The 21,980-nt window shown below is 68.6% G+C and carries 19 protein-coding genes and 1 pseudogene; 5 read left to right on the top strand and 15 right to left on the bottom strand.

Features of this window, described 5'->3' with window-relative positions; translation table 11 throughout:
* Window positions 1-137 precede the first annotated feature (137 nt).
* The 6 genes from AC1D1A_RS02815 to AC1D1A_RS02790 all read right to left on the bottom strand — a co-directional run bounded on the left by AC1D1A_RS02815 (window position 138) and on the right by AC1D1A_RS02790 (window position 7,249).
* Window positions 138-1,439: an RNA polymerase sigma factor gene (locus tag AC1D1A_RS02815; protein WP_476947092.1), complete on the bottom strand. Its 1,302-nt coding sequence runs from the start codon at window positions 1,437-1,439 to the stop codon at window positions 138-140.
* A gap of 21 nt (window positions 1,440-1,460) precedes the next feature.
* Window positions 1,461-1,802 carry a YciI family protein gene (locus AC1D1A_RS02810; RefSeq protein ID WP_223913620.1) on the bottom strand — a complete coding sequence of 114 codons (342 nt, stop codon included), beginning with the start codon at window positions 1,800-1,802 and terminating at the stop codon, window positions 1,461-1,463.
* Window positions 1,803-1,916: 114 nt separating this feature from the next.
* On the bottom strand, window positions 1,917-2,921 hold the full coding sequence (locus AC1D1A_RS02805) for a Ppx/GppA family phosphatase (protein WP_476850226.1): 1,005 nt from the start codon (window positions 2,919-2,921) through the stop codon (window positions 1,917-1,919).
* A gap of 92 nt (window positions 2,922-3,013) precedes the next feature.
* Complete coding sequence (locus tag AC1D1A_RS02800) at window positions 3,014-3,457, bottom strand: SseB family protein (RefSeq protein WP_476850227.1); 444 nt, start codon at window positions 3,455-3,457, stop codon at window positions 3,014-3,016.
* 115 nt (window positions 3,458-3,572) lie between these two features.
* Window positions 3,573-6,311, bottom strand: a complete 2,739-nt coding sequence (gene topA, locus AC1D1A_RS02795) for a type I DNA topoisomerase (RefSeq protein WP_476859270.1) — start codon at window positions 6,309-6,311, stop codon at window positions 3,573-3,575.
* A 236-nt stretch (window positions 6,312-6,547) separates the two neighbouring features.
* A complete protein-coding gene (locus AC1D1A_RS02790; protein WP_476855533.1) occupies window positions 6,548-7,249 on the bottom strand; it encodes an ArsR/SmtB family transcription factor in 702 nt (233 codons plus the stop codon).
* A gap of 79 nt (window positions 7,250-7,328) precedes the next feature.
* On the opposite strand from AC1D1A_RS02790, the pseudogene AC1D1A_RS02785 reads away from it, so the two are divergent.
* Window positions 7,329-8,591: pseudogene (locus AC1D1A_RS02785) on the top strand (MFS transporter); the annotation flags it as partial.
* 114 nt (window positions 8,592-8,705) lie between these two features.
* On the opposite strand, the gene AC1D1A_RS02780 reads toward AC1D1A_RS02785, so the two are convergent.
* Window positions 8,706-10,385, bottom strand: a complete 1,680-nt coding sequence (locus AC1D1A_RS02780; protein ID WP_476947091.1) for a DUF7059 domain-containing protein — start codon at window positions 10,383-10,385, stop codon at window positions 8,706-8,708.
* 92 nt (window positions 10,386-10,477) lie between these two features.
* Window positions 10,478-11,257 (bottom strand): MerR family transcriptional regulator, encoded by a 780-nt coding sequence (locus AC1D1A_RS02775; protein WP_476859268.1) that lies wholly within the window; start codon window positions 11,255-11,257, stop codon window positions 10,478-10,480.
* Window positions 11,258-11,448: 191 nt separating this feature from the next.
* On the opposite strand from AC1D1A_RS02775, the gene AC1D1A_RS02770 reads away from it, so the two are divergent.
* Window positions 11,449-11,907 carry a hypothetical protein gene (locus tag AC1D1A_RS02770; protein ID WP_223913613.1) on the top strand — a complete coding sequence of 153 codons (459 nt, stop codon included), beginning with the start codon at window positions 11,449-11,451 and terminating at the stop codon, window positions 11,905-11,907.
* A 110-nt stretch (window positions 11,908-12,017) separates the two neighbouring features.
* Complete coding sequence (locus AC1D1A_RS02765) at window positions 12,018-12,563, top strand: DUF6023 family protein (RefSeq protein WP_476872256.1); 546 nt, start codon at window positions 12,018-12,020, stop codon at window positions 12,561-12,563.
* 34 nt (window positions 12,564-12,597) lie between these two features.
* Here the strand turns inward: AC1D1A_RS02765 and trhO are convergent, their stop codons facing one another.
* Window positions 12,598-13,491: an oxygen-dependent tRNA uridine(34) hydroxylase TrhO gene (gene trhO / locus AC1D1A_RS02760; protein ID WP_028277710.1), complete on the bottom strand. Its 894-nt coding sequence runs from the start codon at window positions 13,489-13,491 to the stop codon at window positions 12,598-12,600.
* Window positions 13,492-13,608: 117 nt separating this feature from the next.
* Here trhO and AC1D1A_RS02755 point away from each other — a divergent pair, with 117 nt between their 5' ends.
* Both AC1D1A_RS02755 and AC1D1A_RS02750 read left to right on the top strand, forming a co-directional pair.
* A complete protein-coding gene (locus AC1D1A_RS02755; protein ID WP_223913610.1) occupies window positions 13,609-14,301 on the top strand; it encodes a GNAT family N-acetyltransferase in 693 nt (230 codons plus the stop codon).
* 162 nt (window positions 14,302-14,463) lie between these two features.
* Window positions 14,464-16,890, top strand: coding sequence for a DEAD/DEAH box helicase (locus tag AC1D1A_RS02750; RefSeq protein ID WP_476947090.1), 2,427 nt, complete (start codon window positions 14,464-14,466; stop codon window positions 16,888-16,890).
* Window positions 16,891-17,041: 151 nt separating this feature from the next.
* Here AC1D1A_RS02750 and AC1D1A_RS02745 read toward each other — a convergent pair whose 3' ends face one another.
* From AC1D1A_RS02745 to AC1D1A_RS02720, 6 genes are all read right to left on the bottom strand, one after another.
* A complete protein-coding gene (locus AC1D1A_RS02745) occupies window positions 17,042-17,512 on the bottom strand; it encodes an Rv3654c family TadE-like protein (protein WP_476947259.1) in 471 nt (156 codons plus the stop codon).
* Window positions 17,512-17,982: a TadE family type IV pilus minor pilin gene (locus AC1D1A_RS02740; RefSeq protein WP_476947089.1), complete on the bottom strand. Its 471-nt coding sequence runs from the start codon at window positions 17,980-17,982 to the stop codon at window positions 17,512-17,514. Before AC1D1A_RS02740 ends, AC1D1A_RS02745 begins: the two co-directional genes overlap by 1 nt.
* A complete protein-coding gene (locus tag AC1D1A_RS02735) occupies window positions 17,979-18,263 on the bottom strand; it encodes a DUF4244 domain-containing protein (protein WP_476947088.1) in 285 nt (94 codons plus the stop codon). Before AC1D1A_RS02735 ends, AC1D1A_RS02740 begins: the two co-directional genes overlap by 4 nt.
* Window positions 18,264-18,560: 297 nt before the next feature.
* Window positions 18,561-20,267: a hypothetical protein gene (locus AC1D1A_RS02730; RefSeq protein ID WP_476947087.1), complete on the bottom strand. Its 1,707-nt coding sequence runs from the start codon at window positions 20,265-20,267 to the stop codon at window positions 18,561-18,563.
* Window positions 20,268-20,606: 339 nt separating this feature from the next.
* Window positions 20,607-21,218: a type II secretion system F family protein gene (locus tag AC1D1A_RS02725; RefSeq protein ID WP_476855525.1), complete on the bottom strand. Its 612-nt coding sequence runs from the start codon at window positions 21,216-21,218 to the stop codon at window positions 20,607-20,609.
* Between the two features lie 16 nt (window positions 21,219-21,234).
* Window positions 21,235-21,969 (bottom strand): hypothetical protein, encoded by a 735-nt coding sequence (locus tag AC1D1A_RS02720; protein ID WP_476931678.1) that lies wholly within the window; start codon window positions 21,967-21,969, stop codon window positions 21,235-21,237.
* Between the last annotated feature and the right edge of the window lie 11 nt (window positions 21,970-21,980).

Raw genomic sequence — 21,980 nt, 5'->3', positions numbered from 1 at the left:
AGCCGGCGGTGCGCCGGGCGATTTGCAGCAGAGTTCCCCCAAGTCCTGCTCCAGATCGCCCGGCCCTACTCTTTTAACCGGTGCAAACGGGCCCGCCACGGGGCGCGGTCCGGCCCAGGTTTCCAACCGTCTGCTTTCTAACCGTCTGCGGCCCCGCCGAACACCGGGCTGCGGAGCTTGCCTTCCAGGAACCGGCGTTCCGCGGCGCTGCCGGCAAGCGCCAGCGCCCGCCTGTAGCCTTCGGCGGCCTCCGGATAGCGGCGCAGACGCACCAGGAAGTCGGCGCGGACGGCGTGGAAGAGGTAGTAGGTGTCCAGTCCCAGGCCCTCGACCGCCGCCAGCCCGGCAACGGGCCCGTGGAGCTCTGCCAGGGCCACGGCGCGGTTCAGCGCCACGACAGGACCCGGCGCGACGGCCAGAAGCTGGTCATACAACTGCAGGATCTGCGCCCAGTCGGTGTCCCCGGCGGCCGCGGCGTCGCTGTGGACGGCGTTGATCGCCGCCTGGAGCTGATACGGTCCCGGCTGGTTCCGGCGCAGGCACCGGCGCACCAGCTCACGGCCTTCGGCGGCCAGGGCGCTGTCCCAGTGCCCCCGGTCCTGGGCCGCGAGCAGCACCAGTCCCCCGTCGGGCGTGAATCGCGCGGCGCGGCGGGACTCGATGAGCAGCATCAGCGCCAGCAGTCCCGCCGCTTCCGGTTCGTCCGGCATCAGCGACGCCAACAGCCTGCCGAGCCGGATGGCTTCCGTGCAGAGCTCCGTACGTTCCCGGCCGTCGGCGGGGCCCGCGGTGTAGCCCTCGTTGAAGATGAGGTAGACCACCGCCAGCACCGATTGCAGCCGTTCGGGCAGGTCGGCGCCCTGCGGGACCCGGTATGGGACCTTGGCATCCCGGATTTTCGCTTTGGCCCGGACCAGCCGCTGCGCCATGGTCGCTTCCGGGACCAGGAAGGCCCTGGCGATTTCCGCCGTCGTCAATCCACCCAGAAGCCGCAGCGTCAGCGCCACCTGGGCGGACCCGGCCAGGGCAGGATGGCAGCACGTGAAAATCAGCCGCAAAGTATCGTCGTCCACGTCCTCGACCCCTGACTGTTCCGCCAGGAACTGCTCTTCGGCGGCCGGCGCGGGTCCGGCCCCGGACCGCGCCGCCGCGAGCAGGGCCGCCTGTGCGTGCTTGTCCTCGCGTGAGGCTTCCCGCCGCAGCCGGTCAATCGCCCGGTGCCGTGCCGTCGTGATGATCCAGCCAGCCGGGCTGGGCGGGATGCCGGCCGAGGGCCAGTGCTGGACCGCCGCGGCAAAAGCATCCTGGACGGCGTCCTCGGCAATATCGATGTTCCCGAACGTCCGCGTCAGAACGGCTACGGCGCGCCCGTACTCGCGCCGGAACACCCGGGCGATGTCCGCCTCGGTCGCTGCCTCATGTCCACGGCGCTCACCCACACCAGCACCCCCGACCGGCGGCTAGTGCTGGAACGGACGGACTTCGACGGGAAGTGTGGTGGCGCCGGCCAGCTTCCTTGCCCAGCCAAGGGCCGCGTCCAGATCCTCGGCCTCGATCACGGTGAATCCGCCGAGGTGCTCCTTGCCTTCGGTGAACGGCCCGTCGGTCACCAGGATCTCGCCACCGTTGGGCCGCAGGACTGTCGCGGACTCCGCCGGGTGGAGACCCGCGGCGAACACCCAGGCCCCGGCCGCCTGCATTTCATGGTTCAGGGCCGCCAGGTCACGCATGATGGGTTCGAGGAACTCAGGTTCCGGGGCAGGGCCGTCCGGCTGGTAAATGCTGAGCAGGTACTGCGTCATTTCGGGTGCCTCCTTGTCGAATCGGCCGGCGCCGTGCCGGCCTCTCAGCACTTACACGATCGAGGACGCTCCGGATCGACACAGTCTCGACACCCGCCACTGGCCCAAGCCGTCTCAGAGAGCCTTTTCCGGCGACTGAAGCCGCGCCGGCGGTTGCTCTGCCACGTGCGGCGGGGGATCGATCGGCCCCTCAAACACCAGCTGGTCCAGGCGGCGGAGGATGAGTCCTTCACGCAGGGCCCACGGGCAGGTCACCATGCTGTCGAACTTGAACATTTCCAGTGCCGCTTCCGCGACTAGGGCGCCGGCGAGGACCTGCGGCGCGCGGGCCTCGGAGACGCCGGGCAGGTGGAGCCTGTCCCCTATCTCCATGGCCGAGATCCGCTGCGCCCAGAGCCCGAGGTCGAGGGCCAGCAGCTCCCGCTTGACGTAGGGCCCGGCGCCGCTGGGGGCGGCCCCGGCAATCCTGGCGAGGGATCGGAATGTTTTGGATGTGCCCGCGACGAGGTTGGGCGGGCCCAGCTTCTCGAATTTGCGCACCGCGGGTTTGAGCGTGGAGCGGATGTAGCGGCGCAGCTCCTTGATGCTCTTGGCCGAGGGCGGGTCCTCGGGCAGCCAGTCGCGCGTCAGCCGGCTGGCGCCGAGCGGAACGGACATCGCCAGCTCGGGCAGCTCGTCCTGTCCGAGGGCCATCTCGAAAGAGCCGCCGCCGATGTCCAGGTTCAGGATGGGCCCGGCACCCCAGCCGTACCAGCGCCGGACGGCGAAGAAGGTCATGGACGCCTCTTCGCTGCCCGTGAGTTCCCGGAGGGTGACGGTCGTTTCATGTTTGACGCGGGCCAGGACGTCAGCGCCGTTGGTGGCCTCGCGGATGGCCGAGGTGCAGAACGCGAGGAGGTCGTCGGCTTTGTGCTTGGCCGCGAATTCCCACGCCTCGAGGACGAACTCGACCAGTTCATGCTGCCCGTCGTCGTCGATGTTGCCGTCGTCGTCGAGGTACTGCACGAGCGACAGCCGCCGCTTATGCGAGGCGTAGGGAACCGGGCGGGCGCCGGGATGGGCGTCGACCAGCAGGAGATGGACAGTGTTGGACCCGATGTCGAGGACGCCTAGACGCATGCTGCCATTATTCCCCCCACGGAGCGGCCGGCCTAGCTGCGACGGCGGTATTCGCGAAGAATACCGCCGTCGCAGTCTGGCCGATTACGGGCCTAAGCCGGGTCGGCGGAGCCGTCAGCGGGCTCGTCCGTCGGCTTGAAGTCGCGGCGGATGTTGGCCACGCCCTCCGGGTCGATTTCAAAACCGTAGGCGGCGCCGGGGTTGATCACCATGCCGAGCTCGGCGCCGAGGTTACCGATGATCGCGGCGCCCTGCGTGCCCAGCACGTTCGGGGCGGCGGCGAGATACTGCTCGGTGACGCGGCTCGGGTGCGAGAAAACGGCCAGAACGGGCTTGCCGGAGGAGTTGGCGAGGACCAGCGGCTCCACCTGCGAGTCGGGGCCCTCGAGGGCGTCGGAGCTGACCACATAGACCTCGTTGTTGAGGAAGGCCAGGATCACGTCCACCGGGTTGGCGTCCGGCTGCTCCCCCCGGGCGAGCTGCTCCTCGAGTTCGTTCAGCGGCTGGTTGTCCAGGTGTGCGGGCTGTTCAGTCATATTCCTACTCGATCACGTCCACGGCCCGTCCGCAAACGCGAAATCGCCGGAAACCTGCGGATTCGCCGGTATTTTCCGGCGAATCGGCAGGTTTCCGGCGATTTCGGCGTGCTGCCTACTTCTTGGCCGGGGCCTTCCGTGCGGGCGCCTTGCGGGCCGTCGTCGTGCGCTTGACCGGGCCCTTGGCCCGCTTCTCCGCGAGGAGTTCGACGGCGCGTTCCCGGGTCAGCTCCTCGATCGAGGTGGTGCGCGGCACGGTGATGTTGGTGATGCCGTCGGTGATGTACGGGCCGAACCGGCCTTCCTTCACCACGATGTTCTTCTCCGAGACCGGGTCCGGTCCGAATTCGGCCAGCGGCGGCACGGCGGCACGGGCGCCGCGCTGCTTGGGCTGCGAGTAGATCTCCAGCGCCGCCTCAAGCGTGATCGTGAAGATCTCCTCTTCGGAGCCGATGGAGCGGGAGTCCGTGCCCTTCTTCAGGTACGGGCCGAACCGGCCGTTCTGCACCGTGATCGGGTTGCCGTCGGCGTCCTGGCCAAGCACGCGGGGCAGGCTCATGAGCTGCAGCGCCTCGTCCAGCGTGATGGTGTCCACGCTCATGGACGCGAACAGGGACCCGGTGCGCGGCTTGGCCTTGACGGGCTTCTTCGGCGGCTTGGGCTTGCCGTTCTTGTAGTACTCAACGGGCTGGTTGGCCAGCTGTTCCTCGGTCATCTCCGGGATGATCTCGGTGACGTAGGCGCCGTAGCGGCCATTCTTGGCCACGATCGTGTGCCCGGTGTGCGGGTCCGCGCCGAGGACGCGCTCCTCCGGGGCAGCGGTCTCCATGAGTTCAACGGCTTTGGCGGCCGTGAGCTCGTCCGGGGCCAGGTCCTCGGGGACGTTGGCGCGGGCCGCCTCCACCACTTCGCCGGTCTCGGGATCCACCGTCGCGGTGGAGCTTTCCAGGTACGGGCCGAACTTGCCGACCCGGAGGGTGATCGCGTCCGTGATGGGGATGGAGTTGATCTCGCGGGCATCGATCTCGCCGAGGTTGTTCACGATGCTCAGCAGGCCGGGCTCGGAGTCCTCACCGAAGTAGAAGTGCTTGAGCCACGCGGGTCCGGCCGCCTGGCCGTTGGCGATCTTGTCCAGGTCCGCTTCCATGTCGGCCGTGAACTCGTAGTCCACGTAGTCGTGGAAGTGCTGTTCGAGGAGCCGGATCACGGAGAACGCGATCCAGCTCGGGACCAGCGCGGAGCCCTGCTTTCGGACGTAGCCGCGGTCCTGGATCGTAGAGATGGTGGAGGCATAGGTCGACGGGCGGCCGATGCCCTTCTTTTCCAGCTCCGCAGTCAGYGAGGCTTCGGTGTAGCGCGGCGGCGGCGAGGTTTCGTGGCCGACGGCGACAATGTCGCTGGCAGTGAGCGCGTCGTCCTTGGCCACGTTGGGCAGCCGGCGTGCTTCCTCGGACTCGTCGTCGCCGCGGCTTTCGTCCTTGCCTTCTTCGTAGGCGGCGAGGAAGCCGGGGAAGGTGATGACGGTGCCCGACGCCGAGAACTCGGCGTCGCGGCGGTCGGCCGGGTCACCAACGGTGACGGCGCCGAGACGGATCGTGGCGGTGGAGCCCTTGGCATCAGCCATCTGCGAGGCGACCGTGCGCTTCCAGATGAGCTCATAGAGGCGGAATTCGTCGCCGGAGAGCTGCTGGGCCACCTGGGCCGGGGTGCGGAAGGAGTCGCCGGCGGGACGGATGGCCTCGTGGGCTTCCTGCGCGTTCGCTGCCTTGCCGCTGTAGACCCGCGGCGACTGCGGCACGTACTCGGGGCCGTACAGCTCGGAGGCCTGGCGCCGGGCGGCCGTGACGGCCTCGTTGCTCAGCGCGGACGAGTCCGTACGCATATAGGTGATGTAGCCGTTTTCGTAGAGCCGCTGGGCCACCTGCATCGTGCTCTTCGAGGAGAAGCGCAGCTTGCGGCCGGCCTCCTGCTGCAGGGTGGAGGTGGTGAACGGCGCCGCCGGGCGGCGGGTGTACGGCTTGGTGTCGACGGAGCGGACGCGGAAGTCGGCGTCCTGCAGCCCCGCCGCGAGCGAGGTGGCGAGTTCCTCGTTGAGGTGGACGGCGTTGCGGGAGGTGAGCTCGCCGTTGTCGTTGAAGTCCCGGCCGCTGGCGACCTTGGCGCCGTCGACGGCGGCGAGTTTGGCTTTGAAGGAGCCGGAACCGGCGCCGAACTGGCCGGTGAGGTCCCAGTAGGAGGCGGCCTTGAAGGCCATCCGCTCGCGTTCGCGGTCCACCACCATGCGGGTGACAACGGACTGCACGCGGCCGGCGGAGAGGCCACGGGCCACCTTGCGCCACAGCACCGGGGAGATCTCATAGCCGTAGAGCCGGTCCAGGACGCGCCGGGTCTCCTGGGCGTCCACCAGGTCCTGGTCGACATCGCGCAGGTTGTCCATGGCGCGGTGGATGGCTTCCTTGGTGATTTCACCGAAGGTCATCCGGTAGACGGGAACCTTGGGCTTGAGCACTTCGAGCAGGTGCCACGCGATGGCCTCGCCCTCGCGGTCCCCATCGGTTGCGAGATAGAGAGCGTCGGCGTCTTTGAGCTGCGCCTTGAGCTCGGCGACCTTCTTCTTCTTGTCCGAGGACACCACGTAGTAAGGCTTGAAGTCGTTGTCGATGTCGACGGCGAACTTGCCCAGCGGGGTCTTCTTCAGTTCCGCGGGGAGCTCCGAGGGCTGCGGGAGGTCGCGGATGTGACCGATGGAGGCCTCCACAATGAAGCCTTCGCCGAGGTACTTGGCGATGGTCTTGCTCTTGGCGGGAGACTCCACAATCACGAGTTTCTTGCCGGTTTTGGCCTTGCTTGGCACGGTGCTCCTACAGAAAAAGGTGGCTCGGGCAGATGCGCCCATACCCGCCTAGTTCACCATATTTTGCAGAATCCCGCGCATCCGGCCGGAAATGACGGCCCGACGGACGCGGCTTCCGGCCGCAATAGGGCCACGTGCCGGCCGGCCCCTGAGCGCACTCCGGATGCGGTTCAGCGCCGTGCCCGCGACCGGTTCAGGCCTTCCCGGCGGCGGGCTCAGCCCTCCCCGGCGGCGGCTCAGCCCTTGCCGGCGGCGGGCTTGACGGGGGCGGGTTTTGCGGCGGCGGGTTTGGCGGCGGCCGCCGGGCCGCGGTCGTCCGGAATCATCGACCACATCGTGGCCATGCGTTCGGCACCTTCGGGCAGGTGGTCCGGATCCTCCAGTTCGTAGTCCCGCAGCAGGTCGAAGATCCGCCGCGTCAGTTCGGCCCGCTGGTCCGGCGTCAGGTACAGCAGATTGCTGGCCAGTACTACCGAGGACGGCCCGTCGGCGGTGTCGCCGCTCTCGCGCCGGGCGTTGCGGGCCGTAGCGTAGGCACGGACCCGGCGGCGGTAGGCGTCGAGCTCGAGGTCCAGGACGGCGAGCTCGGGGCTGGCCACTCCCCCCAGCGAGTGGATGGTGAAATCTGTACCGGCGGCCTGCCAGCGCCGCTCCCGGGCATCCCCCGCGGTGGCGGCGGGAATCACGATGCCCCACTTCTGCAGTGCCCGCAGGTGGTAGCTCATGGCACTGGGAGTCAGCCCGGTCTGCGCGGCAAGCTCGGTGGCCGTCCGGCTCACCTGCGTGGAATACAGCTCGGAAATGACCTCCAGCCGGGCGGCGTGGGCCAAGGCACGGATCGCCTTCGGGTCGGTGATTTCCACTTGCTTCTCCGGACGGTGCCGGCGCCTGGTGGCCGGCGGAGCCATTGACTCCGCCGTCGGGGTTTCTGCGTTCACTCCTCCAGTGTATCCAGCCCCGCCAAACTATGAAAGAAATGCTTGACATTTGTTTTGCCGCCGGACTAGGTTCCTTTTTATGAAACATACACTTCATAAATTGCCGGCATCCGCAGCCGGCGTGCCGCCCCTGTGGCGCAACCGCGACTTCCTGATTGCCGGCACCGCCCGGTTCGTGGCGACGGCGGGGATGGGCGCCGTCGTCGTAAGCGTCATGCTGCATCTGCAGAACGCGGCCGCCGCCGGCGAAACTCCTGTCGCCGGGCCCTGGCTCGTGGCCGCGTACCTGCTGTGCTCAGCGCTGCCGCTGGTCCTCCTGGCCCCGTGGGCCGGCCGGCTCGCCGACACCATGGACTCCCGCACGCTGGCGACGGCGAGCTCAGCGGTCAGCGCCGCCGCCGTCGCCGGCATGGGGCTTGGCATGCAGTACCTGGAGAACTATCTGCCCGTGCTGTTTGCCACGACGTTCCTGCTCGACGCGGCCCAGTCCGTGGCCAGCCCCACCTGGCAGGCCCTGCTGCCGCGGATCGTCGGAGAGGACCGCACCCCCCGGGCCATGGGGACCATGCAGGCGACCATCATGATCGCGGGGATGGCAGGACCCGCCGCGGGCGGCCTGCTCAGCGGCTGGGGCGGGACCGGGCTGGTGTTCACCGTGGCCAGCGGCTGCTACGTCGCTATGGGGCTGGGCGCGCTGCTGATCCGGACCCGGCGCGGCACGGCGGCCGAACGTGCCGGCCAGGCGAAGCCCGCGCTGCTGGACGGGCTGCGCCTGATCCGCCGGGACAGCCTGGTCTGGGCCCTGGTCCTGGGGGCGATGTTCTTCATCGTCGTCGGCGAAGCCACCAACGTGCTCGAGGTGTTCCTGGCCCGCAACGAGCTTGGCGCCACCGAAATCCAGTACGGCCTCCTGTCCGCAGCCTTCGGCCTCGGCATGGCGGCCGGGGCCGCGATGGCCGGCAGGATCAGGACGCCGCGGGTCCGCCTGCGCGTGCTGCTGGCCGCCATGACCGGAGCCTCGGCGTGCCTGGTCCTCACCGGGATGGTCCCGAGCGTGGAACTGCTTTTTGCGGCCTACACAGGGACGGGAGTGGCCTGCGGCGTCCTGAACGCCTGTTTCGGGGCCATCGCGATCCTGCGGATTCCGGAAAGCGGGCGCGGCCAGGCGATGGCGATTGTCGGCGGGATGACGCGTGCCGTCTCCATTGGCGCGCTGGCCCTGGGCGGTCTCCTGGGCGCCCTGGTGCCGGTCCGCGTCAGCTTCGTGCTCACCGGCGCCGTCGGGGCCCTGGTGGCCCTCGCCCTCACGGCGTACGTCCTGCCGCGGTTCGGCCGGGAGGACTCCGCCGCCAACACTCCAGCGGCGGCCAAGGCGGCGGCCGGGGCAGCGGCGTACGCGGCGTTGCCGGCCAAGGCCGCGGCCGAACCGTTGTTGGCGGGCACGGCCGCGACGGTATCAGGCAGGCAGCAGGAAGCCGTCGCGGACGAGGTTCCCGACTTCCTCGAGCAGGCCGGCGCGGAACTCCGCGCTGTCAAACCCCTCGTAGCCGCCCAGCAGCGCCTCGAGGGCGCCGATGATCTGCCCGACGGACAGGTCGCCGTCGCACGCTGAGACCAGGCCCGCCAGCTCGGTACTGAGCAGGTTGGTGCGGCGCAGCCCGGCACCCTGCCGCAGCAGGATGACGCCGGGGTGTTCCGCACCGGGGCGCTGGTGCCGTTCTTCGGTGACGTCCTCCGCGACCAGCAGGTGGGCGGCGGCCAGATCATGGCCGGCCAGCCAGTCGGCACGCTCGACGGCGGCGCCCAGGTGTGGCCCTACCGGCTGCTCGATCGGGTAGGTGATCTCCTCGAAGCGCGACAGCACCCGCCCCGCGCCGTCGGCAGGCCTCCGCAGCCAGATCATGCCGAAGCCGATTCCGGCCACATTGCGCGAGGCGAAGTCGTCCAGGTAGGCCGCGTACGAGTCCGCGTAGAGCCGGCGGTCGCGGCTTTCCGAGGCGTCCTGCAGCCAGGTCTCGGCGTACTGCTCGGGGCCCACCTGCTCGCGCTGGATGAACCAGACGTCGGTGGCCGGGCCGGCCCAGCTCTGGGGCCGGTCGGCCCAGCCGGCGCCGGCCGTGATCTCCCAGTTGCCCAGAAGCTGGGCCGTTCCGCCCGGGGCAAGGACCGAGGGCAGCACACGGACCAGCGAGGACACAATCTCGTCCCCCGGCAGGCCGCCGTCGCGGTACGTGAACTGGTCCGTGGCGGTCTCGCCCAGGCTGCGGGGGGTGATGACGAAGGGCGGGTTGGAGACCACCAGCTCGAACTCCTGCCCCGCGACGGGGTCCAGCAGGGATCCGAGCCTCAGGCTGACGCGGGCGTCAAAGTCGGCCGGGTCCAGGTGCAGCTCGGCGGCGTTGAGCAGCAGGTTGAACCGGGTAAACGCCAAGGCGCGTTCGGAGATGTCCGTGGCGGTCACGTGCTCGGCGTGGTGCAGCAGGTGGAAGGTCTGGATCCCGCAGCCGGTGCCGAGATCGAGGGCCTTGGCAACATGGCGGCGGGCGGTGACCTGGACCAGGGTGGTGGAGGCCTGCCCAATCCCCAGGACATGGTCGTGACGAAGAACGCCGGCGCGCTGGTGGGCCGCGAGGTCGCTGGCCACCCAGAGGTCTGCTCCGCCAGCGCTGGTCCCGTCTTCCCCCACTGTCGGGTCCCAGCCGTACGGCCTGAGGTCCACCCTGGCCTGGACCAGGTCACCGCCCGCAGGCTCCACGAGCCCAAGTTCCACCAGCCCCTTGGTACGGATGCCGGGGAGGGCGGCGTCGAGCGTCGCCGCGGGCTGCGGTTCAGACAGAAGCCAGAGACGCACGACGCCGGCGAGCGCCGCCGTCGCCGGCTCCCCGAGGGAACGCCCGGTGACGATCAGGGCCGGGATGAGCTGGTCCCGGCCCAGGGCCGAGTGCGCGGCCTCGCCGAGCAGCTCCGCAACCCCGTCCACGGTGTAGCCAATCGCACGCAGGTCCGCGGCCAGGGCCTCGAGGAGGCCGGCGAGGTCGCTGCGCGGAGCGTCCGGGGTGTTGCCGGCCGTGAACGGGGCTGAGGGAGCCTGCGTTGAACGGGAGGGTGCGGCGGGGCCTTGCGCTGAGGGAGTCACCGGACAAGTTTAGTCCGGGGGGCCGGGCCATGGGGTGGGACCTGGGTTGGCCCCGTCAGCGCCGGGGCTGGGCTTGGGGCGTGCGGGTCCGGCTAGAGCTCGGTCTCGGCATAGATTTTCAGCGCGTCCCGGACGAAGGCGGCGCCGTCCTCACCGCCGTAGTTGGCGGCGAACCTGGGATCGGCCACGTACATCTCGCCGAGCCCCGTCACGTACCCCTTGATGCCACCACCTGCCGCCGGGCTGCCGCCCGCTGCGGGTGACGCCGGCGTGCCGGGGATTCCCCTGAGCCATTCGACGTGGCGCCGGGCCAGGTCCTGCGCCTGCGCGCTGTCCGCCGGGACTCCCGACGCCGCAGCAGCCGTCCACTCGGCACCGAGCTGCCGGGACTGTTCCGTCCAGGCAGCCTTCTCCCCGGCCCCCATGCTGCGCCACCAGGCGTCGGACTTTGCATAGGCGTCCTTGCCCCACCGCTGCTGGACTTCCTCCTGGTACTTGGTGTGGTCGAAACCGTCGAACATTTCCTCCGCCATGATCTTTCCTCCCGTTTGCAATGCCTCAATGGTGTGACGGACCGCGGCAATCTGCCGCCCCAGCCTGTCCTGTTCCTGCAGCAGCCACGCCAGGTGCCGGCCCAGTGCATGCTCCGCGTCCGCCTCGTTGCCGAGCACGTCCGCGATCGCCGGCAGCCCGAGCCCCAGGTCGCGCAGGAGCAGGATCCGCTGCAGTCGGACCAGGGATTCCTGGCCGTAGTACCGGTAGCCGTTGTTGCCGGTGCGGCTCGGCCTGAGCAGGCCAATGTCGTCGTAGTGACGCAAAGTCCGGCCGGTGGTGCCGGCCAATTTCGCGATCTGCTGAACGGACCAGTCCATGCCTCCACCCTTCTGCTCCTTCGAGGCCCGCGTTCCTCGGACCCCCGCTGTTACCGTGCCGACCGGCTGCTTCCGGCCATCGCTTCGACTCTAAACTTTGACGCAGCGTCAAAGTCAAGGGCCCGCAGGGATAGGGCGCCCGGGACGTCGGCGCGGCCGGAGGGGAGCCTTCGAGACGGTAAGTTTGAGGCATGGTTTTCCCTTCCTCCCACGTCCCGGCCGCCCGCCTGGCAAGGCGGACGCTCAGCGGCGTGGCCGCCGCCGTCGTCGTACTGGCTGCAGCGGCATGTTCCCCGGCCGGTTCGATTGAGGGCGCCGATGTCCCGGCGTGGAAGGCCACCGCGCTGCCCTCCGCCCCTGGAACAGTGCTGGAGGATGCCGGCAAAATCCTGAACCGGGATCCGATCGTCCGGACCGCGTCCGGCGTTCCCGCCGGCACCTACACCTTGACCATGACCTGCGACGGCGGCGGGAAGGCGTTCTTCGCCGTCAGCCTGGACGGCAGCCAGCTCGCCGAAGCCGGAGCCGCCTGCAACGGCAGCCGCGAAACCGCCCGCATCAAAGTGCCCGCCGCGGGCAAGGTCACGCTCAGCACGTCCAGTGTGGATGCCCCGCTTCTCTACGCGTACCACCTGGCGTCGTCCGAGTAGCACCCGCCGCAGCCCGGTTCGTGGCGTCCGGCCCGGCGCCCCCTGAAGGCCTGTCCGACCCGGACCTTTGGCCTCTGGCGTTTGATTCCGGGCCGCCCTAATCTCAGGGTATGCCAACTGTGCCGGCGAGCAGGGTGCCGCGACGGCGCACCCCGGCGGCCGCCGTGGTGCTTTCAGTTGCGGTATTTCTCGGGGCAGCCCTGTCCGGCTGCGCCTATGAATACAGCGCCGACCACTGGGACGATGAATCGACCTCCGCTGCCCCGCCGCCGACCACTGACGCCGCCCTGCCCCAGGACCCCCATCTCAACGAGCCGGTGACGGGCGAGGAACTGGATGACTGGGTCGATGCCGTACTGCCCGACGCCGAGGGGCAGGTCTTCCAGACGGGTTTCGGGACGCTGGAGGCGGACGAGGAGCGCAAAGAGACTACAGCCCAGCTGCCCAAGGGTACTTACGCCCTGACCCTGGCCTGCCGGAGCACCCGCCGCGTGTCCTTTTCCATCGAGAACGGTGAGAACGAACTCGTGGACCTGAGCCTCCGGTGCGGGACGTCCAGGGTGAACGTGGTGCAACTGGCCGCAGATGCGTCGCTCTCCATCAAAGTGGATGCGAACGCACCGGCAAACTTTGCGTACCGGGTGAGCCGCATCTGAGGGTTCCCGGCCGGCCAAATGTCCGGCTCGCGCCTCAGGCGGCGCAGCCCTCGGGGCACCGCAGGGTGTCGGGGCTCGCGGCGCACCCGGCGCAATAGAGCGTCAGGGTCCGGCAGGACGGATTCGAGCAGTTTTCGAACTTGCTCGTGGGTGCCGAGCAGCGGACGCACTCGCCGATCGTCTTGGCGTCCCCGCTGAACTCGACGTGCATGCGCTTGTCGAACACATACAGTGAGCCCTCCCACAGGCCCTGGTCCTTGAAGGCCTCGCCGTAGCGGACAATGCCGCCGTCGAGCTGGTAGACCTCCTTGAACCCGCGGTTCACCATGAGGCTCGACAGCACCTCGCAGCGGATGCCGCCGGTGCAGTAGGTGACAACCGGTTTGTCCTTGAGGGCGTCGTATTTGCCGGAGTCGAGTTCCTTGATGAAGTCGTGGGTGGTGGCGACATCGGGAACGACGGCGTCCTTGAACTTGCCGATCTGGGCCTCGAACCCGTTCCGGCCGTCGAAGAACACGACTTCGTCGCCCTGCTGTTTCTTGGCTTCAATGAGTTCGTGGAGTTCCTCGGGTTTGAGGTGGGTTCCGCCGCCCACCACTCCGCCGGCGTCGACTTTGAGTTCGCCCGGGGCGCCGAAGGAGACGATTTCGTCCCGCACCTTGACGCTGAGCCGCGGGAAGTCCGCCGCGCCGCCATCGGACCACTTCACGTCGATGCCCTGGAAGCCCTTGTACTCGCGCGTGGTTTTGACGTACTGCTTCACGGCGTTCAGTTCTCCGCCGACCGTGGCGTTGATGCCGTCCTTGGAAAGGATGATGCGGCCGGTTAGTCCGAGTTTTTCGCACAGGGCGCGCTGCCAGAGCCGGACGGCGTCCGGGTCAGGCAGGGGGGTGAATCCGTAAAAGAGGACAATCCTGTTCAAAGCCACGCTTTTAAGGGTACTTGCTGGGGCGGGCGGCCGGGCGACAGTCACAATTGGATAAGCAAGCGGCTTCCCCCGACCCGGCCCCTGTTGCTTGTGGCACTGCTGGAATACGCTCATCACATGAGTCTTGACGCCATGGTTGAAGACACCACTCACCTGCTGGAAATCTGGGTTGCCGGATGGGCCGGCTGCCGCGGATATGAGACGCGCAGGGAGGGCAGGTTCCCCGCGGCCTTTCGCGGTGACACCACCCACGAATGGGAGTACTTCGCCTACGATCCGTCCGACGCGGAGTTCGAGGCGCTGGCGGCAAAGACGGCCGAAGCGCCGGCCCGGGTCCTCACCATCCTCACCAACGATGTGGCCCGATTCACCATACTGGGGCAGCGGAATGGGCTGCATGTCACCTCGGCCTCCCAAACCATGATGATCGTGGACATGGAGACCCAGGATTCGGAGGACCCCTGGCTTTCGGATGACGACCTCAGGCTCGAGACGTCCCGGACCGACGGCGTCCACCACGCGGTGGTCAGCGCCGGCGAGGACGTCGCCGCGAGCGGACGCGTGTTTGTGGTGGGACATACCGCCATCTTCGACAACATCGTGACGTCAGAGGCTTACCAGCGGCGGGGGCTGGGCAGCTTCATCATGAAGGCCCTGGCAGCCCAGGCGTTCGAACACGACGTCGACTCCGGGCTGCTGCTCGCCTCGCTGGACGGCCAAAAACTCTATTCGCACCTCGGCTGGCGCGAGGTGTGCCACGTCCTGATGTTGTCGACGTCAGACGAAGGGGCCGACCTGTCCGTGGGCTGAGGCGCCGCGAGCGCCGGCCGTCCGGCGGGCCTGCGCCCGGGGCAACGCGTTTGCCGGGCAGCCGCGCCGAAGCCACCGCGCGAAGCCGCAGCGCCTGCCGGGCTGCGTGCCGGGCTGCGTGCCGGGTATGGGCGATTTGAGGGCGGATGAAAGAATATGTGAGTGAACCCGCATGAGTCCTTGATTCCGTTGCTGGGCCGAGGTCCGGACCCGGAACAGCTGCGTCATGTGCGGACGATCCCCGCCCGCCAGGCCGTCAATGCTCCGTGGCCACAGTGGTCGCACCCGGATCTCGTGGCAGCCTACGGTTCCCTGGGCATCCACGAGCCCTACCTTCACCAGGTCCGGGCCGCCGAACTGGCCCACGGCGGAGAGAACGTGGTCATCGCCACCGGCACCGCGTCCGGCAAGTCCCTGGCGTATCAGCTGCCGGCCCTGGACGCGATCCACCGTTCCGAGCTCAGGGTCCTGTCCGATCCCGGGAAAATCCACGACGACGGGGCCGTGACTCTCTACCTGTCCCCGACCAAGGCGCTTGCCGCCGACCAGTTGGCGGCGATCAGGGCACTGAAGCTCCCCACAGTCCGGGCCGAAACCTACGACGGCGACACCGATCCCGCGTCCCGGCGCTGGATCCGGGACCACGCGAACTTCATCCTCGCCAACCCGGACATGCTGCACTTCGGCATTCTCCCGAACCATGCCTGGTGGGCCAGGTTCTTCCGGCGCCTCCGCTACGTGATCGTGGACGAAGCCCACAGCTATCGCGGCGTCTTCGGCTCCCATGTGGCAAACCTCATGCGCCGGCTGCGTCGGATCTGTGCCTATTACAGCCCGGGCGGCTCGCATCCCGGACCGGTGTTCATCGCGGCGTCCGCCACGGCGTCTGAACCCGGGCAGTCCTTCGGCCGGCTGATCGGCGCGCCCGTGCGGGCCGTTTCCGAAGACAGCTCGCCCCACGGGTCCACGACGGTGGCGTTTTGGGAGCCGGCACTGACCGAACTCCGGGGCGAAAACGGTGCCAAGGAGCGCCGGACGGCAGTCGCCGAGACCGCCGACCTGCTGGCCAACCTGGTGTCCTCGCGGACCAGGACCATTGCGTTCATCAAGTCCAGGCGCGGGGCAGAGTCGATTTCCTCCATCGCCAAACGCCTCCTCGACGAGGTGGATCCCAGCCTGCCCCAGCGTGTGGCCGCGTACCGCTCGGGCTATCTGCCGGAGGAGCGGCGGGCCCTGGAAAAGGCGCTGCGCTCCGGTGAACTGTTGGGCGTCTCGAGCACGTCCGCGCTGGAGCTGGGCATTGACATTTCCGGTCTCGATGCAGTCCTGGTCGCAGGCTGGCCGGGCACCCGCGCGTCGTTGTTCCAGCAGATCGGCCGCGCGGGCCGCGCCGGCCAGGACGCGATCGCGGCCTTCGTGGCCAGCGACGACCCGCTGGACACCTACTTGGTGAACCACCCCGAGGCGATTTTCGACGTGTCGGTGGAGGCCACGGTCTTCGATCCCTCCAATCCATACGTTCTGGGCCCCCACCTGTGCGCCGCCGCCGCGGAACTGCCCCTCGGGTTCGCCGAACTGGAGCTCTTCGGGTCCACCGCTGAGAAGCTGCTGGACCGCCTGGTCCTGCAGGGCTACCTGCGCAAACGGCCGGCAGGATGGTTTTGGACCCATCCGCAAAATGCCGCAGCCATGGTGAACCTCCGGGCCGACGGCGGAGGTCCGGTGAGCATAGTGGACGCGGAGACTGGCTCCTTGCTCGGCACCATGGATTCGCCGCAGACCCATTACCAGGCCCACACAGGGGCCATCTATGTCCACCAGGGCGACAGCTACGTGGTCGAAGACCTGAATGAGGACGATCACTGTGTGGTGGTGCGGCGGGCGAACCCGGACTACTACACGACCGCCCGGGACGTGACCCAGATCGAGGTCCTTGAAACGCAACGCACCACCCAATGGGGCGATGTGGCCGTGCATTTCGGCGATGTGAAAGTGACAACACAGGTGGTCTCCTTCCAGCGCAAGGCGTTAATTTCGAACGAGATCCTCGGCGAAGAACCCTTGGAATTGGGCGCCAGGGACCTGTTTACCAAGGCGGTCTGGTTTGTCATGGACAACCGCTCGCTGACCGGCGCTGGGCTGATCGAGGCACAGTTCCCCGGAGCGCTGCATGCTGCCGAGCACGCGGCCATCGGACTCCTTCCGCTGGTGGCCTCCAGCGACCGCTGGGACATCGGCGGAGTGTCCACGGCCATCCACGCCGATACCGGAGTGCCCACCATCTTTGTCTACGACGGCCATCCCGGCGGGGCCGGCTTCGCCGAACGCGGATACGACAAGGCGAGGTTGTGGCTGACCGCCACGCGCGACGCCATCAAGGCCTGCGAATGCGAGTCCGGCTGCCCCTCCTGCGTCCAGTCACCCAAGTGCGGCAACAAGAACAACCCGCTCGACAAGGACGCTGCCGTCACACTGATCGATGTGCTGCTCCAAGACGCCACCGACCTCATGCACGCCGGCAATCCCGGAACAACGGCCGCCGCGGCCGGGACCCCGGACGATCAGCCCGCCCAGCCGCTCCGCGCCTGACCACGTCTCAGCGGCCGGTTCGTGGGCGGCGGCCGGCAGGTTCGGAGCCGGGGCGGCAGGCACGTTCGTGTGAGCCGGGCGGCGGCAGGGCTGCACGCCAGGCCGCAGACGGATGCACGGCTTCTGGCGACCGCCGGAGTTGGTGCATCTTTCACGGTGCTGGCCTGTTCCCGGCCGCAGGGGGCGGTCCGGCCCTGGCCAGTCCCGTGGCCGCCCCGAGGAACGGTCCGGCGCTGAACTCGGTGCGCACCTGAACGGTGTCGTCCGGTCCTTGGGCACAGGCAGCCAGCGTGGCGTTGTTCTTCATTGCGACCTCTCGAGCCACAGCGCAGGGTTCGCCGGACGTGATGCCCCGCGCGGCATCCGCCGCAGCCAGCGCTGCCAGATCGGCGGCCGCCGCAGCCCTCGATGCCGCAACGGCCGATTCGGCCAAAAGAAGCAGCAGGGCCAACGCCATGATGACCACCAGCCCGAGTCCCAGGGCCAGGACGGTCCCCGACCCCCGCTCTGAAGACGTACACCGGTGCCGGGCGTGGGCGGGTTTCGGGCTCCGGGGTCGCGGCCCGCGGGCACGGACACGGACAGGTGCAGGTGCAGGTGCAGGTGCAGGTGCAGGCGACATCATGTGCCGCCCTGCCACGGGGAACGGGAGACGCCTTTTAGGTGGGGCTCGTCCAGCCCGGGCCGTTGTGCCGCGCCGGGGGCCTCCGCACGCGCCCACGCGCTGGCGCTGAGGGCCCAGGGAACCAGGGAGCCAACGGCCCCGGGGACCCGGCCGGAGACGGTGACCCTGTGCCACTCGCCGTCGTGCGTCACCTCGGAGTCCGCCGTGTCGCCGGCGAGACGGCGGACAATCTCACCGACTTCGCCTGCCGCGGCTCCCCTCGCCACCGCCCGGGCACCGCCGCGGGCCGCTTCCTCAACCCGCAGCTGCATCACCCCGGCCGCCGAACCCGCGAGCAGCACGGAGAGCAGGAGAACGACCGAGGGCAGCGCGACGGCGAACTCTGCGGTAACGGCCCCGCGGCTCCCCGCGGTTGGCGGCGGCTCCCTCCGGCCGCCGCTCCCCCTGGCGCGCCAGAGTCCGTTCATGGCAACGTGAGCGCTGTCCGGATGAGGTTCAGGAGGAACCCGCGGACCTCATCGCTGCGCATGATGAACACGAGGACCCCGGCGAACCCCACGGCGGCGAGGGTTGCGATGGCATATTCAGCGGTAGCCATTCCGGCCTGCGCCGCTGGCGGCCTGCTGCGTCCGTGCGGCTGAACGGGAACAACCGAGCTGGCGCCAGGGTAGATCTCATAGACCTCGGCAACGCCGCCCTCCCCTGCGTCAATGCGACTTGCAGCGGGAGTGTCCTGATTTATTGACATCTGCTTTCCTTCCACGGGTCACCGGCGTGATCGCCGGCTGATTCGACTCTCCCGGCTTGTACATCGCGCCATAAGCCCCGATAGCAGCCAAGTGGAAAACCTGCCCGAAGGTGCGGTCCTGGCGGCCTGTGGAGGAGAACTGTCTGGCCTCTCCGGTCGGTCAACGGACGCCAAACGTAGTGCCCGGATCCGCCAGCGCTCTGCGCGGACCGAGACAGGGCTGAACCCGAGGGGCTGCGCGTCCGTACTGCGACGACAGCCCCTCGGGTTCAGTTGGTGCGGGTCACCCCCGCGTTGCTAGGGGAGGAAGTACCCCGCGAGGTCGGCGATGAGCTGGGCGGACCCAGAGGACCGGTTGAACAACGTCACCTTTCCGTCAGGCCCGAGCGGGACCGAGACCAGGTTCGGAATGGTCTGTCCGGTGGCGAAGTTCAGGTTGGACGCATTCGGCCGTAGCGAGCCGGACGGAAACGCGGTGGCGAAGCCGAAGGACCGCGGAGCGGTGACCGTCAGGTTGAAGACAGCTGCCAGCGCGCCGGCCGGTACTCCGTTGGCACCGGCGACCTGGACGGACACTGGTGAATCCGCCGCTACCGAGAAGGTGTTCCGGGTGTCCAGGATCCGGATGGGGCCGACGGCCTTGAACGCACCGGTAGCGGTGGGAGTTCCTGGCAGGTAGTAGCCCGCGACGTCGGCGATCAGGTGGGAGGAGCCCGAGGACGCGTTGAACAACGCGACCTTTCCGTTGGCGCCGACGGGGACCGTGACCAAATTCGGCACAGTCTGGCCGGTGGAGAAGTTCAGGTTGGACGCGTTGGGCCGGGCGGCGTCGGAAGCGTACGCGGTCACGAAGCCCAGGGACCGCGCCTGGGTCACCGTGAGGTTGAACACCACTGCAGCAACGGATGGGGGAATGCCGTTGACCCCCGCGACCTGGAAGGTTACCGGCGAATTTGCGCCCACCGCATTCGAGTTCCTGGTGTCCAGAAGCCGGGAGGGCGAAAGGCTCTTGAAGGCTCCCGGCGTCGTCGCGGCGCCGGTGACGTAGTAGCCGGTGACGTCGGCGATCAGCTGGGACGATCCCGAGGACCGGTTGAACAGGGTGACTTTTCCGTTAGCGCCCACGGGGACCGTGACCAAATTCGGCACCGTTTGGCCCTTGGCGAAATTCAGGTTCGAAGCGTTGGGACGCGCAGTGCCAGCGGCGTAGGCGGTGATGAATCCGAAGGACTTTGGTTGGGTGACCGTGAGGTTGAAGACTACGGCCGACACCTTGGCAGGAATGCCGTTGACCCCCGCGACCTGGAACGACACGGCAGAATCCCTAGCGACGGGAGAGCCGTTCCTGGTATCCAGGAGCCGGGTCGGCGAGATGGGGCTAAATGTTCCGGGAAGCTGGCCACCCGCCTTTCCGGACTTGATGACGACGTCGTCAATGAAGCTGTCGCCGGCCTGCCGCCTGTGCTCGGCACCGAGCTGCATCTTGGTGACGGCGGTAAAGCCCGTGGCGACCTGCTTGCTGGAATACAGGAGCTTGCCGTCGAACGTTACCTCGATCGTGGAGGAGGATCCGTTGGCGACGACGTGCATGACGAGATGGTGCCAGGTGCCGAGCGGGACGTTGACCTTCATCGCCGTGTATTTTAGTGCGCCGTCGGGCGCCGCCACGCGCAGCCACAGGGCGCCGGCAGCGCCGTTATCGCGGAAGACGTCCACGAACCGGGTGTTCCCGTTGAAGAAACGGAAGTAGGGAACGTTGTTGCCCGCGACGCCGGGCTTCGTGACGTTGAACCAGCCGTCGGCGTAGACCTCATTGTTCCCGGCAGGAAGTGGTGCGGAGAAATTGGCCAAGGAACCGGCGTCCGTGGTGACGTGAACATGGGCCGAGCAGCGGCCCGAGTGTTGCTCTGCAGAGGACACATCGGCCGTGCCGGTCCCGGTCGTGGCTGGCGCGTTGAAGCCGGAGGCAGTGAGGCTTCCGGACTCGAAGTTCGTGGCAATCACCGTTGTGCCAGGGTATTGGTTGGTCGGTTGAGGTGCTCCCGGCTGACAGGTCGGTACGGCGGCGGACGCCGGACTGGCACCGACCGCCAAACCGGTCAACACTAGTAGGTTGAGCGCTGCAATCACGCCCGCTTTATACAGTCGAATCATTGATCTGCCCCCCTGGCATGGCTCCCATTTAGTACGAGACCCCAGATACTCCGGGATTCGAGGCGCCAAGGAGGTGCTGTGAGAAGCCGACGCACGAGACCGCTCATACTCCGACGGTGCCTGCCCCAAAGGTATCCCCCAGCAACTTGAATAAACCTTGGGCCCGGGGTGATCCCCGGGCTGCCGGCATCACGCCCGAAGCAGCCCCAGGAGCACGGGCACGACGCCGAGGCAGACGAAAGCCGGCAGGGAGCACAGGCCCAGCGGCACCACGAGCTTCACCCCGAGCGTGGCCGCGCGCTGCTCGGCGGCCCTGTTGCGTTCACGGCGGAGCCGGGCCGCCTGGGCATAGAGGAGCGCTGAGGAGGGGGCGCCGGTAAGCGCGGCGAAGGAAAGAGCGTCGCGCAGGGCCTGAAGTTGGGGCGCCCGGGCACCGGAGCTGCGCCATGCCGTGCCCCAGTCCGCACCGATTGCGAGGGCTGACACAACCGGCCGAAGCTGCCGCCCGAGTTCCGGTGGCATGAGGGCGGCCACGAGGTCGAGGGACCGGCCAAGTCCGGCTCCCGCATCCAGCATGGCGCCGATCAGTTCCAGCATCATGGCGGTGTCCCGCAGGCCCGGGAGGCCGTGACGTCCGTGCCGGCCGGCGTCGTGGACCGTCGGGCGCCGGGCGGCCCCGCCAGCAGGGGCCCGAAGCTGGCGCCGGAGCCGCCGGCGGACACGGCCCGGGCGGGCGAGGACGACTGCGGCTGCCCCGGCAAGGCTCGCTGCCATCACGAATCCGGCAAGTTCGGGCCTCACGGCGACCACCGCGGCGTCACGTTGGTGCTTCCGCCGCGGCGCGGACGAGCCTTGCGGACCACAACCGGCCGACGGCGGTCAGCGCCACGCCTGCGGCCAACGCCGCGAGGCCCCAGGGAGTTCCCAGCAGTGTCGCCACCGGGTCCACGCCGAGCAGCAGGCCGAGACCCAGACCCGACAGCGGCAGCCAGGTCAGCAGACGAACGGTCGCGCGGGGGCCCGCCAAGGCCGTCTGCCGCGCTGCCTCGGCGTCGTCCTCCGTTTCAAGGTGGGCGGCAAAGCGCGCCAGGACATCAGCCAGGGGGCAACCGCTGGCTTCAGCGGTGTCAAAGCATGCGGCGAGCTCGCCCCACACACGCACGTCGCGGCGGGCCCGGTTGCCGACGGCACCCGTGGTGACCGTGACGACGGCGCCCGCACCGGCAGTGACCGCGGAGACCTCGCGGCGGATGGCCGCGGCCACGGAAGACCCGCGCCGGGCGGCGGCACGCGCGGCTGCGAGGATCCTGCGGGACTCCGGGCCGAGGACCGTGCCGGTGCCGTTTGCGGTGCGGGGCTGGCCGGCGCTGTGAACTGCGGCCTGGGCCGCCGGCCCGTCCCGCGCGGTGTCACCGCCGTACAGGGCCCACAGTTCATCCCACAGTCGGGCGGGGATGCGCCCTCCCTTCAGCAGCGCGGCCAACTGCTGGACCAGGACTGTCATGGGGACGGGCCCGGCATCGGCGGATCCCCTGCCGCGCCAACGGGTCATGCCCCCGACGG

This window comes from Arthrobacter sp. P1_B9 (genome assembly GCF_056406495.1).
This window is presented reverse-complemented; position numbering and strand designations above follow the sequence as displayed.